General features: G+C 71.2%; 9 protein-coding genes. 7 read left to right on the forward strand and 2 right to left on the reverse strand.

Annotated elements, in window-relative coordinates; all coding sequences use genetic code 11:
• Nucleotides 1-47: 47 nt before the first annotated feature.
• The gene (locus FXO23_RS23030) at nt 48-317 is read left to right on the forward strand and encodes a DUF397 domain-containing protein (protein ID WP_158887474.1); all 270 of its coding nucleotides are present in this window, start codon (nt 48-50) and stop codon (nt 315-317) included.
• A gap of 3 nt (nt 318-320) precedes the next feature.
• Here FXO23_RS23030 and FXO23_RS23035 read toward each other — a convergent pair whose 3' ends face one another.
• A complete protein-coding gene (locus FXO23_RS23035) occupies nt 321-1,217 on the reverse strand; it encodes a nuclear transport factor 2 family protein (protein ID WP_158887475.1) in 897 nt (298 codons plus the stop codon).
• 87 nt (nt 1,218-1,304) lie between these two features.
• Nucleotides 1,305-2,720 (reverse strand): ankyrin repeat domain-containing protein, encoded by a 1,416-nt coding sequence (locus tag FXO23_RS23040; RefSeq protein WP_158887476.1) that lies wholly within the window; start codon nt 2,718-2,720, stop codon nt 1,305-1,307.
• A 299-nt stretch (nt 2,721-3,019) separates the two neighbouring features.
• On the opposite strand from FXO23_RS23040, the gene serA reads away from it, so the two are divergent.
• The 6 genes from serA (at nt 3,020) to FXO23_RS23070 (ending at nt 12,630) form a co-directional block, all read left to right on the forward strand.
• The gene (gene serA, locus FXO23_RS23045) at nt 3,020-4,618 is read left to right on the forward strand and encodes a phosphoglycerate dehydrogenase (RefSeq protein ID WP_158887477.1); all 1,599 of its coding nucleotides are present in this window, start codon (nt 3,020-3,022) and stop codon (nt 4,616-4,618) included.
• A gap of 303 nt (nt 4,619-4,921) precedes the next feature.
• Nucleotides 4,922-8,281 (forward strand): S8 family peptidase, encoded by a 3,360-nt coding sequence (locus FXO23_RS23050; protein ID WP_158887478.1) that lies wholly within the window; start codon nt 4,922-4,924, stop codon nt 8,279-8,281.
• Nucleotides 8,282-8,503: 222 nt separating this feature from the next.
• Nucleotides 8,504-9,544: a 3-isopropylmalate dehydrogenase gene (locus FXO23_RS23055; protein WP_158887479.1), complete on the forward strand. Its 1,041-nt coding sequence runs from the start codon at nt 8,504-8,506 to the stop codon at nt 9,542-9,544.
• A gap of 240 nt (nt 9,545-9,784) precedes the next feature.
• On the forward strand, nt 9,785-10,855 hold the full coding sequence (locus tag FXO23_RS23060; protein ID WP_425484891.1) for a FecCD family ABC transporter permease: 1,071 nt from the start codon (nt 9,785-9,787) through the stop codon (nt 10,853-10,855).
• Nucleotides 10,856-10,859: 4 nt separating this feature from the next.
• Nucleotides 10,860-11,645 carry an ABC transporter ATP-binding protein gene (locus FXO23_RS23065; RefSeq protein ID WP_158887480.1) on the forward strand — a complete coding sequence of 262 codons (786 nt, stop codon included), beginning with the start codon at nt 10,860-10,862 and terminating at the stop codon, nt 11,643-11,645.
• Entirely contained in the window at nt 11,638-12,630 is a 993-nt protein-coding gene (locus FXO23_RS23070) for an ABC transporter substrate-binding protein (protein ID WP_158887481.1), read from the forward strand. Before FXO23_RS23065 ends, FXO23_RS23070 begins: the two co-directional genes overlap by 8 nt.
• The last annotated feature ends 98 nt before the right edge of the window (nt 12,631-12,728 follow it).

Here is a 12,728-nt window from a genome sequence, read left to right on the forward strand (position 1 = left end):
GCGGGCCGTTGGTGACGCTGGGCGAGTGCACCGATACCTTGGTGTGCATGAACGAGCAGCCGGTGGACGACAAGGCGCATATCCGGGACGAACTCGACCTGAGCAAGGCCGACTGGCAGCGAGCCGAGCCCGAAGGGGAAACCCTCGAGGACGCCGTCGAGTACGCGTTCGTGCCGCACACCGACGGTGTCACCTACGTCGCGATGCGCCAGTCCTCCAAGCCGGACGGCGTGATCCTGGTCTTCACGCCGTCGGAATGGGAGGCCTTCGTCCTGGGCGTCAAGGACGGCGAATTCGACGTCCCCTTCGAGGACTGATCCCTAGGCCCGGTCCCGGGCGGCGGCCACCAGGTCGTCGAGGGTGCCGGCCGCGACGGCGAAGGCGACGTGGTCGGCGTAGTCGCGGGATTCCGCGACGAGCCCGTCGCGCACCCGCAGCACGAAGATGTTCGACGCTCCGAACCCGCCACCCGTGCCGGTTTCCCCGCGGTATTCGAACTCCGCCACGATCACCTCGGGGTCGGTGGTTTCGTGCACCACAAGGTTTCCCGCGCCCACCCCGGCCGAGCGCGCGGTGCGCTTGGCGAAGTGCTCGCGCAGCTGGTCCCGCCCCTTGAGCGGCGCCGCCGACGGGTGGAAGGGATGGGTCACGTACGCGTCCTCGGCGTAGAGCTCGGGGACCTCGTCCAGCCTGCGGTCCGAGACGCCGTACACCAGGCGCTCGAACACCCCGCGCGGGCTGTCCGGCGCGGCCGCCGACGGGACGCGGGCGGTGAACGGTGCCACGTCCGCGGGCCGTTGCCGGGCCGCCGCCGCGAAACCGTCGAGTTCCTCGCGCGCCGCGGCCATCGCGAGGTAGTCGTGGTAGTCGCGGGTGTGCACGAGCAGCCCGTCGCGGGCGCGGAGCACCATGATGTTCGCGGTCTCGAAGGTGCGGCCGGTGGCCCGGACCCGCCCCGCGTAGTCGAATTCGGCGACGATCAGCTCGGGATCGGTCGTCTCGTGCACGACGATGTCGTGCGGGCGCAGTTCCATCGAACCGTCCGCCAGCCGGGCGAACCGGGCGGCGACCGCCTCGCGTCCGTCCAAACGGGATGGTCCACCGACCGCCTGCGGGTGTTCCACGACGGTGTTCTCGGCGTACAGCTCGGGAAGTTCGGTCCAGCGGCCGTCGGCGATTCCGGCGGACAGGCGGTCGAACAACTCGCGGGGACCCATGGGCGCTCCTCGGGTAGACGTGACTAAGCGGAGTCTTCAGTCCGCTACCGCAGAATACGGACTGAGGACTCCGCTTGTCCACGTCCCCTAGGTCGAGGAGAGGCGGTGGGTGCGGAGGAGCTCGGCGGCTTCGGGGTGTTCGCCGAAGTCCGCCCAGTCCTCGGCGAGGCCGTCGTGCGATTCGTCGCTAATGGTCGGATCGGCGCCCGCGTCGAGCAGGGTGGTGAGCACGTCGAGGTGGCCGTTCTGCGCGGCGAGGTGCAGCGCGGTGACGCCTTGGCCGTGGTCCGGTCCGCCGAAGGTGCCCCGCCGGTCCGGGTCCGCGCCGAGGGTGAGCAGCGCGCGCACCGCGCGCACCCGGCCGCAGAAGGCCGCCCAGGTCAGCGCGGTCCCGCGGTACACGTCCGCGTCGACCCGGGCACCCCGCTCGACCAGGACGCGCAGCGCGTCCACCCGGTCGTTGCGGGCCGCCCAGGCCAGCGCCTCGTCCCGGATCTCGGCCGGATCGGGCGACGGCCGCCAGAACGGGAAACCGCTGTGCGGCCGGTAGAACTCGCGATGCGCGCCCGCCTCGGCGCTGAGCGTGCCGTCCGGGTGCAGCAGTTCGTCGAGCAGGTCCAGCCGCCCGAGCCCGGCGGCGACGCGGAGGTTGCCGGGCGCGAGGCCGTGCCCGGCGAGCAGTTCCGCGGTCTTCCGGTGGCCCCAGAACAGCGCGGCGATCAGCGGGGTGCCGCCGTCCCCGCGGGCCGGGACGTCGGCCGGGGCTCCGGCCTCCAGCAGCAGCTCGGCCAGCAGCGGGAGATCGGAGTAGGCGGCCTGGTGCAGCGGGGTCCAGCCGTGCGCGTTGGCGCTCGCCGGATCGGCGCCGCGGTCGAGCAGCACGCGCGACAGCCGTTCGTCGCAGGTGGCCCCGGCCATGCCGAGCAGGTCGTTCCCGTTGGTACCGCGGGCGCGCACGAGTTCCGGGAACCGGTCCACGAGGTTCGCGAGCCCGTCGAGGTCCCGGGCTTCCACGGCCCGGTAGGCGCGCGCGAACGGCTCGCCGCTGCCGGCCAGGTTGCCGACGTGCTTGCGCAGCGCCCGCCACGAGTCGAAGCCGTGTTCGCGCGCCACGACCGTGCGCGCGCCCTGCCGGGTGAGCGGCTGGCGCCACCGCGCGAAGGCGGCCACGGCGTCGGCGGTCCCGTCCTCGGCCGAGGCCAGCAGGCCGTAGGCGCGTTCGGCGTAGTAGTCCACATCGGAGTGGTAGGCGTGCTGCAGGTCCGGCCCGTGCGCTTCGACGCGGCGGACGTACGCCTGCAGTTTCGGCCAGCTCGGGAATCCGAGTTCGCGCGCGAGCACGAGCTGGGCCTCGGTGAGTTTGAGCGGATCGCTCGGCCGGGGATGCACCGATTTCACGCGATCGAGTGCTTCCGGGGCGCCGGACCGGTGCGCGCGCAGCAGTTCCTTGGCGCGCTTGCGCAGCTGTCCGAGATTGGCGGTGGCCGGTATCGACGGATTCATCGCACTTCCTTCCCGTCACGCCCGCGGTCCGCTGGCACCGGGCAGGAAAGAAGGGTGCGTTCGTCTTCGGGTGGTGCAGGGGGTGGGCTCGGCCCTCTCCGCGGACGGGACGCGGCCCCCGCCGCGCGCAGCCGAGCATACCCGGACTTCTCGAACTTGTTTTCGAGGGATTGCGGCCGAGTTAACGGGGGCCCATTCGAGGTCGGCGATCCTTGACTAAGCTCAGCGCGACCGGGCACAGCGTCGTGGCCGATGGAGCGCGTCTTCGATCCAAACACTCAAGCCGTGGGAGCCGCATCGTGAGCAAGCCAAGCCAACCGGTCGTCCTCATCGCGGAGAAACTCGCGCCGTCCGTGCTCAGCGTGTTCGGCGACGAGGTCGAGGTCCGGCAGGTGGACGGCACCGACCGCCCGGCGCTGCTGTCCGCGGTGCGGGACGCGGACGCCCTGCTCGTCCGGTCCGCGACCAAGGTGGACGCCGAGGTGCTCGCCGCGTCGGACCGCCTCAAGGTCGTCGCGCGGGCCGGGGTCGGCCTGGACAACGTCGAGGTCCCCGCGGCCACCGAACGCGGGGTGCTGGTGGTCAACGCGCCCACCTCGAACATCGTCTCCGCTGCCGAGCACGCGGTCGCCCTGCTGCTCGCGGTCGCCCGGCGGGTGCCGGCCGCCGACCAGAGCCTGCGCGGCGGCGAATGGAAGCGTAGCTCGTTCAGCGGGGTCGAGCTGAACGGCAAGACCGTCGGCGTGGTGGGCCTGGGCAAGATCGGCCAGCTGTTCGCCCAGCGGCTCGCCGCGTTCGGCACGAACCTCATCGCCTACGACCCGTACGTCTCGGCCGGGCGCGCCGCCCAGCTCGGCATCGAGCTGGTGTCCCTGGACGAGCTGCTCGCGCGGGCTGACGCGATCTCGATCCACCTGCCCAAGACCCCGGAGACCAAGGGCCTGATCAACGCGGCCGCGCTCGCGAAGACCAAGCCCGGCGTGATCATCGTGAACGCCGCGCGCGGCGGCCTGGTCGACGAGGACGCGCTGGCCGACGCCATCCGCAGCGGCCACGTCGGCGGCGCCGGGGTGGACGTCTTCGTCACCGAGCCGACCACCGCCAGCCCGCTCTTCGAACTGCCGAACGTGGTGGTCACGCCGCACCTGGGCGCCTCCACCGCCGAGGCCCAGGACCGCGCGGGCACCGACGTGGCCCGTTCGGTGCTGCTCGCCCTGCGCGGCGAGTTCGTGCCGGACGCGGTGAACGTGGCCAGCGGCGGCACGGTCGGCGAGGAGGTCCGCCCGTACCTGCCGCTGACCCAGAAGCTCGGCACGGTGCTGTCCGCGCTGAGCCCGAAGGCGCCGTCCTCGCTCACGGTCGTCGTGCGCGGGGAACTGTCCGGTGAGGACGTCAGCATCCTGCCGCTGGCGGCGCTGCGCGGCGCGTTCTCGGGCGTGGTGGACAGCCAGGTGACCTTCGTGAACGCCCCGCGGCTGGCCGAGGAGCTGGGCGTCACCGTCGAACTGGTCACCGAGCCGGAGAGCCCGAACCACCGCAGCCTGGTGACCGTGCGCGAGGTGAATCCGGACGGTGTGACGCTGTCGGTTTCCGGCACGCTGTCCGGTAAGGACGAGGTGCAGAAGCTGGTCGAGGTGAACGGCCGCTCGTTCGACCTGCGGGCCGAGGGCAAGGTGCTGCTGCTGGAGTACCCGGACCGGCCGGGGATCATGGGCCGGGTCGGCACGCTGCTCGGCGAGGCTGGGGTGAACATCGAGGCGGCGCAGATCAGCCAGACCTCCGGCGGCGCCGACGCGGTCATGCTGCTGCGGGTGGACCGCCTGGTCGACGCCCACCTCCTGGAGCCGATCGGCGCCGCCGTGGGCGCCCGCACCATCCGCGCCGTCGTCTTCGACTGATTCCGCACGCCGGGGGCCCCGAAAGTGCTGCCACTTTCGGGGCCCCGTTCGTGTCCCCGTGCTGGTCACGGTGGGGTAACGGGGACGGGCTGGTTGGCGGGTGAACGCCATACGGAAGTCCCTATTCGTGTCTTCGTCACTCGAATGGAGCAGTACGACGGTAGCGTTCTGCGATTAGGTTTTCACTCGCGAGGCTGAACCGCGCGCCGTGGAGGGCACGGCGCCGCGCCGGATGCTCACCGTCGGGGGTGTGTTCGAGCGGCGGCAGGTTCTTCTACCCGCCTCGGGTGAGGGCACGAACTCATGAGACCAAGACGCGTACCCACGTGGGCCGCGCGGTCGTCGGTCACGGCATTCGCCGCCGTGCTGGCGACCACTTTCCTTTCCGCCCCCGGCGCCATCGCGCAGGGGCTCCCGCTCGCCGAGGGCGTCGGCGCCGCGCAACCCGACGCGGCCGGCCTGGCGGGCAAGCTTTCTCCCCGGCTGAACGCCGCGCAGGGCAAGACCACGGTGTTCGTCGAGCTGGCCAAACGACCGGCGGTGGACGCGTTCAACGCCGAGCAGGCCAACGGCAAGGAGAAGGCGAAGCAGGCCGCGAAGGCCGCCAAGGCCGACGTGGCGGGCGCGGTCGACGCGGTGGTCGGCCAGCTGCGCGCGGCCGACGCGGGCACCCAGTTGCTGGCGCAGACCGCGAACGCGGTCGCGGGCGCGATCGTGACCGCCGACGCCGCCAAGATCCGCGAACTGGCCAACCGCGACGACGTCGTCTCGGTGCGCACGGTCGTGCCGAAGCAGCGGACCAACTCCAGCGCCGTGCAGCTGACCAACACGCTCAACGCCTGGCAGCAGACCGGCCGCTTCGGCGACGGCATCCGGGTCGGCGTGATCGACGACGGCGTCGACTACACGCACGCCGATTTCGGTGGCCCCGGCACCAAGGAGGCCTACGCGGCGATCGATCGCACGAAGGTCTCCCCGGCGTACTTCCCGACCGCCAAGGTGGTCGGCGGCACCGACCTGGTCGGTGACGACTACGACTCGAACGGCAAGACCGGTTCGCCGACGCCGAAACCGGACCCCAACCCGATCGCCTGCGGGGAGCACGGCACGCACGTCGCCGGCACGATCGGCGGCTTCGGGGTCAACGCCGACGGCAGCACCTTCACCGGCGACTACGCCAAGCTGACCCCGGACGCGGTGAACCAGCTGCGGATCGGCCCGGGCACCGCGCCGAAGTCGCTGCTCTACGCGATCAAGGTGTTCGGCTGCGCCGGTTCCACCAACGTCACCTCGCAGGCGTTGGACTACGCGCTCGATCCGGACGGCGACGGCGACTTCACCGACCACCTCGACCTGGTCAACCTGTCCCTGGGCAGCGACTACGGCGCGCCGGACGACCCGGACTCGCTGTTCGTGCGCAAGCTCGCCGCGAACAACGTGCTGCCGGTGTTCTCCGGCGGCAACGGCGGCGACCTGTTCGACATCGGCGGCTCGCCGGGCAACACCCCCGAGGCGCTGACCGTGGCCAGCAGCCGGGACGCCTCGGTCCTGCGCGACGCCGCGGACGTCACCGCCCCGGCGAACCTGCTCGGCAAGAAGCCCGGCCAGTTCAGCCAGGACTACGCCGGATACGACACGCTCGACCTGACCAAACCGGTCGTGCCGATTTCCGCCGACAACAACGCGGGCTGCAAACCGTATTCGGCGGCGGACAAGGCCGCCGTGACCGGCAAGTTCGTCTGGCTCGAATGGGACGACAACGACGCCACCCGCCCGTGCGGTTCCGCGGTGCGGGCGAACAACGCGCAGGCCGCGGGCGCCGCGGGCGCGTTGTTCTCGTCCGGGGTGGAGAACTTCGCCGCCGGGATCGCCGGGAACGCGGGCGTGCCGGTCTTCCAGTTCACCGGTTCGGCCACCGCGCAGCTGCGGCCCGCGCTGACCGCCGGGACGCTGCAGGTGCACCTGGCGGGTTCCGGCCGGGCGAGCCTGCAGACCTATGACCAGTCCATTGTGGACACGCCGAGCAGCTTCACCTCGCGGGGTGTCCGCGGTCCCGCGGTGAAACCGGACGTGTCCGCGCCCGGTGACACCATCGCGTCGGCGTTCCGCGGCAGCGGCAACGACCGGACCGTGCTGTCCGGCACCTCGATGGCGGCGCCGCACACCTCGGGCATCACCGCGTTGCTCCGCCAGGCGCATCCGGACTGGTCGGTCGAGGAGGTCAAGGCCGCGGTGATCAACACCGCCGGGCACGACCTGAAGGACGCCACCGGCAAGCTCTACGCCCCGCAGCGGGTCGGCAGCGGCCGGGTGGACACGAAGGCCGCGCTGGACAACCAGGTGCTCGCGTTCGTCCAGGACGACCCGGGCGCGGTCAGCGTTTCCTTCGGCGCCGTCGAAGCGGGCGGACCGGTCACCCTGACCAAAACCGTCAAGGTGGTCAACAAGGGCGTCAAACCGGCCGAGTTCGCCGCCGCCTACGAGGGGATCAACCAGCTTCCCGGAGTGGAGTACCAGCTCTCCGCGAACACCGTGAAGCTGAGCCCGCGCGGGGTCGCGACGCTCAAGGTGACGCTGAAGATCACCGATCCGAAGGCGTTGCGCAAGGTCATCGACCCGACCATGCAGACCGTCCAGGCGGGCGCGGCCCGGCAGTTCCTCGCGGACGCCTCGGGCCGGATCGTGCTGACCCCGCGCAACGGGGCCACGGTCGGCCTGCGCGTGCCGGTCTACTCCGCGCCGAAACCGGTTTCGGCGATCAACACCCCGGGCGCGGTGGTCTTCGGCGACCAGAGCCAGGCCGTGCTCAACCTCACCGGCAAGGGCGTCGACCAGGGCTCCGGCGCCCAGCGCTACCGGTCGCTGATCAGCGTGCTCGAACTGCAGGCCGAATCCGGTCAGCTGCCCGAATGCACGGGTGACCTGACCCAGGGCTGCACGCTCAACGGCACCGCCAAGGGCGGCGACCTGCGGTACGTCGGCGCCGCGTCCACCGCGCCGCTGGCCAAGGTGCAGGGCGAACCGGGCAACGCGCTGCTCGCGTTCGGCCTGACCACCTGGAGCAACTGGGCGAACCTGGGCAGCAACACGGTTCCGTTCGTCGACATCGACACCACCGGTGACGGCAAGCCCGACTTCGAGTCGTACGTGACCAAGGCGACCTCTTCGGACGTGCTGCTGGTGAACACGGTCGACCTGAACAAGCCCGGTTTCCCGTCGGTGGACGTGCAGGCGGTCAACGGGCAGCTCGGGGACGCGGACACGAACGTGTTCGACACGGACGTGATCGTGCTGCCGGTCAGCATCGCCAAGCTCGGGATCGACCCGAACGCGGCGTCGCACCGGATCAGCTACACGGTCGGCACCGCCGGGTACTACCCCGCGCCGGGCAGCGCCGACGGGCTGATCGACTCGGTGAGCACGCCGCTGTCGTTCGACGCGCTCGCCCCCGGTTACTCCGTTCAGGGCGGTGGCGACCCGGCGCTGAGCTACACGGCCAAACCGGGCACCGCGCTCGTGGTGAACCGCAACGCCGAATCCGCGGCGAAGGACACCGTGCTCGGGTTGCTGGCGCTCAACCACCACAACGCCACCGGGAACAGGGCCAACGTGGTGAAGATCAACGCCGGGCAGTTCCACGGTCGGCGCGATGCCGGAAGGTAACTGTAGACCGCGCTGAAAAATCAGTAGGGTGTCCGGGAGCGAATGATCTTTGCTCCCGGGCACCCTTCGTTACACTTTCGGGTGTCCCGAACAGCGGGAAGATCCGACATAAGGGTGGTGCCGCTTCGCCCGTTTGTCGACGGCCGGTAACCTGCCGTCGCTGGAGTTTTCTTGCGGATGGGGCATCCGGGACCCCGGACCCTGGTCTACGGAGGTGTGTGGATGCGGCTCGCGGTGATCCCAGGTGACGGGATCGGGCCTGAAGTGGTCACCGAGGCGCTCAAGGTACTGAACGAGGTCGTACCGGGCGCGGAGATCACCAACTACGACCTGGGTGCCGCGCGCTGGCACTCCACCGGCGAGCTGCTTCCGGAGTCGGTGCTGGGCGAACTCCGCCAGCACGACGCGATTCTCCTCGGCGCGGTCGGGGATCCGTCGGTGCCGAGCGGGATCCTGGAGCGCGGCCTGCTGCTGCGCCTGCGCTTCGAGATGGACCACCACGTGAACCTGCGCCCGGCGCGGCTGTACCCGGGTGTGCGCGGTCCGCTCGCCGAGCAGAACGAAATCGACATGGTCGTGGTCCGCGAGGGCACCGAGGGCCCGTACGCGGGCAACGGCGGCCTGCTGCGCAAGGACACCGAGCACGAGATCGCCACCGAGGTCAGCGTCAACACGGCGTTCGGCATCCGCCGGGTCGTCGCGGACGCCTTCGACCGGGCCGAGCAGCGGCCGCGCAAGCACCTCACCCTGCTGCACAAGACGAACGTGCTGGAGTACGCGGGCGGGCTGTGGTCGCGGATCGTCGAAGAGGTCTCCCTCGAGCACCCGGACGTGACCGTGGCTTACTCCCATGTGGACGCCGCGACCATCCACCTGGTGACCGATCCGTCCCGGTTCGACGTGATCGTCACCGACAATCTCTTCGGTGACATCATCACCGACCTCGCGGCCGCGGTGACCGGAGGCATCGGCCTCGCGGCGAGCGGGAACCTGGACATCACCCGCCGCAACCCGAGCATGTTCGAGCCGGTGCACGGCAGCGCCCCGGACATCGCGGGCCAGGGGCTGGCGGATCCGACGGCCGCCGTGCTTTCGGTGTCGCTCCTGCTCGACCACCTCGGCCAGAAGGAGGCGGCGCGGCGGATCGAGGCCTCGGTGGCCTTCGATCTGGCCACCCGCGACCAGTCCTCGCCCGGCGCCACGCACGCGATCGGCGACCGGCTCGCGGCGCTGGTCTCCTCGAACGCCCGGCCCACCCCGTAACGGGCCGCCGACGACAACTGAATCCGCTTCCAGCTGGGGAAGTCCGGTCGAAGTCCGGCGCTGACCCGCAACGGTAGGCCCGCGGACGCGAGTCCGCGGGCGAGCCCGATCACCGGCTGCGAAGCGTTGTCCGCGCACAATCCCGCCGCGGTCTGCGGGAGGCTGGCTTTTCCTTGCCCCGGCGTCATTCCGCCGGGGTACGGCGGCAGCTCGCAGGCCCTCGCAGAAAGGGGCCGCTTGGTGTCGTCGTCCGCGGTGGCCGTGGAACCGGCGCGGAAACCGTGGCCGCTCGTCCCGGTGCTCGCCGTTCTGCTCCTGTTCCTCGCCGTGTCCATTGTGGTCTCGGTCGGCATCGGCACGGTGGCCGTGCCGATCGACAAGACCTGGAGTTACCTGCGGGCCGCGCTCACCGGCGGGGTGATCGATCCCGGCGACGTGGGCGGATACCGGATCATCTGGGACATCCGCCTGCCCCGGGTGCTGCTGGCCGCCGTGGTGGGCGCCGGGCTGACCGTGGTCGGCGTCGCGGTGCAGGCGATGGTCCGCAACGCGCTCGCCGATCCGTTCGTGCTCGGCATTTCCTCCGGCGCCTCGGTCGGCGCGACCGCGGTGGCGGTGTTCGGCGCGTTCGCTTCCCTCGGGCTTTACGCGCTCTCGGCGGGCGCTTTCGTCGCCGCGCTCGGGGCGACCGTGCTGGTGTACCTCGCCTCGCGGTCCCGGCACGGGATGACCCCGTTGCGGCTCGTGCTCACCGGAACCGCGATGTCGTACGGATTCCTCGCGGTCACCACGGTCCTGGTCTTCCAGGCGCCCAACGGGGAATCGGCGCGGGCGGCGCTGTTCTGGCTGTTCGGCAGCCTCGCCGGGGCGAACTGGCGCGCGTTGCCGATCGCGGCCCTGGTGGTCGCGGCCGGTTCGCTCGGCCTGCTCGCGTGCGCGGGCCGGTTGAACGCGCTGGCCATGGGCGACGAGGCCGCCGTCACCCTCGGCGTGGACGTGGCCCGGATGCGGCGGCTGCTGTTCGTCGTGTGCGCGGCGATGACCGGGGTGCTGGTGGCGGTCAGCGGCGCGATCGGGTTCGTCGGGCTGATGCTGCCGCATCTGGTCCGGATGGTCATGGGCGCCGACCACCACCGGGTGCTCGCCGTCGCCCCGTTCGCCGGGGCGTGCTTCCTGGTGTGGGTGGACGTCGCCGCGCGCGTGCTCGCCGCGCCCGAGGAACTCCCGATCGGCGTGCTCACCGCGGCCGTCGGCGTGCCCTGTTTCGTGCTGCTGATGCGGCGGCGCGACTATGTTTTCGGGGGCAGGTAGGCCCATGGACGTCGAACTGCACGGCGTCGCGGTCACCGCGGCGGGGCGGCAGCTCATCGAGGACATCAGCCTGACCGCGGAGTCCGGCACGGTGGTCGGGCTGGTCGGCCCCAACGGCAGCGGCAAATCGACCACGCTGCGGTGCGTCTACCGGGCGTTGCGGCCCTCGGCGGGCCTGGTCCGGCTGGGCGGGGTGGCGCTGGCCGAACTGACCAACGGGCAGAGTGCGCGGAAACTCGCCGCGCTCACCCAGGACCAGCACACCGAATTCGATTTCACGGTCGCCGAGGTGGTCGCGATGGGCCGCCTGCCGTACCGGCGCGCGCTGGCCGGGGCCACCGCCGAGGACCGCGCGATCTGCGCCGAGGCGCTGGCGTCGGTGGGGATGTCCGCGTTCGAACACCGCAGCGTGCTGACCCTGTCCGGCGGGGAACGGCAACGCGTGCTGCTCGCCCGCGCGCTGGCGCAGCGCCCCCGGGTGCTCGTGCTCGACGAGCCGACCAACCACTTGGACATCCGGCACCAGTTGGACGTTCTCCGCCTGGTGCGCCGGTCCGGGCTGACCGTGCTGACCGCGCTGCACGACCTCAACCTGGCGGCCGCCGCCTGCGACACCGTCCACGTGCTCGACGGCGGGCGGATCGTGGCGGGCGGCGCCCCGGTGGACGCGCTGACCCCGGAGGTGATCGCGCGGGTGTTCGGCGTGCGGGCGCACATCGTGCCGCATCCGGCATCCGGGGTGCCGCAACTGTTGTTCGACCACTTCGACGAGGAGTTCGCCGATGCGTGACAGACGTGTCCTGGCCCTGATCGCCGCCGCGGTGTTCGCGGTTTCCGGTTGCGGCGCCACGGTGGCCGAGGGGCCCGCGGCGGGACAGCCGGTCACCGTCACCAACTGCGGTCAGGAGGCGACCTACCCCGCGCCGCCGCGGCGGGTGGTGACCAACGACATCGGCATCACCGAAATGATGTTCGCGCTCGGCCTGGCCGACCGGATGGCCGGTTACGTGGTCGACTCCGGGCAGAACGGCGGCATCGAAACCTCGTCCTGGAAGGCGGATTTCGCCCGCGTGCCCAGGCTCGCCGAGAAGATCGGCAAGGAGGTGGTCCGGGGCGCGAACGCCGATCTGGTGTTCGCCGGGTGGAACTACGGGTTCTCCGAGAGCACCGGGTTCACCCCGGAATCGTTGCGGCAGCTCGGTATCGCGAGCTACCAGCTGACCGAGGCGTGCCGCAACGGCAAGGGGCAGCAGCGCGGGATCATGCCGCCGCTGGACGCGCTGTACACCGATCTGCGCAACCTCGGCCACGTCTTCGGCGTCGCCGACCGCGCGGAGCGCCTCGTCGCCGAGTACCAGCGGCAGATCGACGACGTGCGGCGCGCGATTCCCGCGGGCGCACCACGACCGAAGGTGTTCCTCTTCGACGACGGCAAGGACCAGCCGCTCACCTCGGGCCGCAACGCCGGTCCGGAGGAGATCATCACGCGCGCGGGCGGGCAGAACATCTTCGGCGACCTGGACGACAGCTGGACCAGGGTGAACTGGGAGGCGGTCGTCGCGCGGAAACCGGACGTGATCCTGATCAACGACTACGGCGGTGACCTGGGATCGGTCGCGGACAAGGAGAAGTTCCTGCGCTCGTACCCGCCGCTGGCCGAGGTGCCCGCGGTGCGGGACGGCCGGTTCTTCGCCCTGCCCTATGCCGCGCTGGTGGAAAGCCCCCGCAACCCGGCGGCGATCCAGTCCTTCGCGGCGTTCCTGGCCGGGCGCTGATCTTCCCGGGGCGGCCGGGAGTGCTTCCCGGCCGATCCCGGGCCGTGGTCCCTGCCGGCCGGGAAGCCCCGGTGGAACCCTCGGTCACCAAGGGATTT

The organism is Amycolatopsis anabasis (genome assembly GCF_009765355.1).
Classification (GTDB): domain Bacteria; phylum Actinomycetota; class Actinomycetes; order Mycobacteriales; family Pseudonocardiaceae; genus Amycolatopsis; species Amycolatopsis anabasis.

Bases quoted from the DNA above. Each gene is read 5' to 3' on its own strand.
- FXO23_RS23030 (WP_158887474.1), top strand. From the start codon at position 48: ATGAACGAGCAGCCGGTGGACGACAAGGCGCATATCCGGGACGAACTC.
- FXO23_RS23035 (WP_158887475.1), bottom strand. From the start codon at position 1,217: ATGGGTCCCCGCGAGTTGTTCGACCGCCTGTCCGCCGGAATCGCCGAC.
- FXO23_RS23040 (WP_158887476.1), bottom strand. From the start codon at position 2,720: ATGAATCCGTCGATACCGGCCACCGCCAATCTCGGACAGCTGCGCAAG.
- FXO23_RS23050 (WP_158887478.1), top strand. From the start codon at position 4,922: ATGAGACCAAGACGCGTACCCACGTGGGCCGCGCGGTCGTCGGTCACG.
- FXO23_RS23055 (WP_158887479.1), top strand. From the start codon at position 8,504: ATGCGGCTCGCGGTGATCCCAGGTGACGGGATCGGGCCTGAAGTGGTC.
- FXO23_RS23065 (WP_158887480.1), top strand. From the start codon at position 10,860: ATGGACGTCGAACTGCACGGCGTCGCGGTCACCGCGGCGGGGCGGCAG.
- FXO23_RS23070 (WP_158887481.1), top strand. From the start codon at position 11,638: ATGCGTGACAGACGTGTCCTGGCCCTGATCGCCGCCGCGGTGTTCGCG.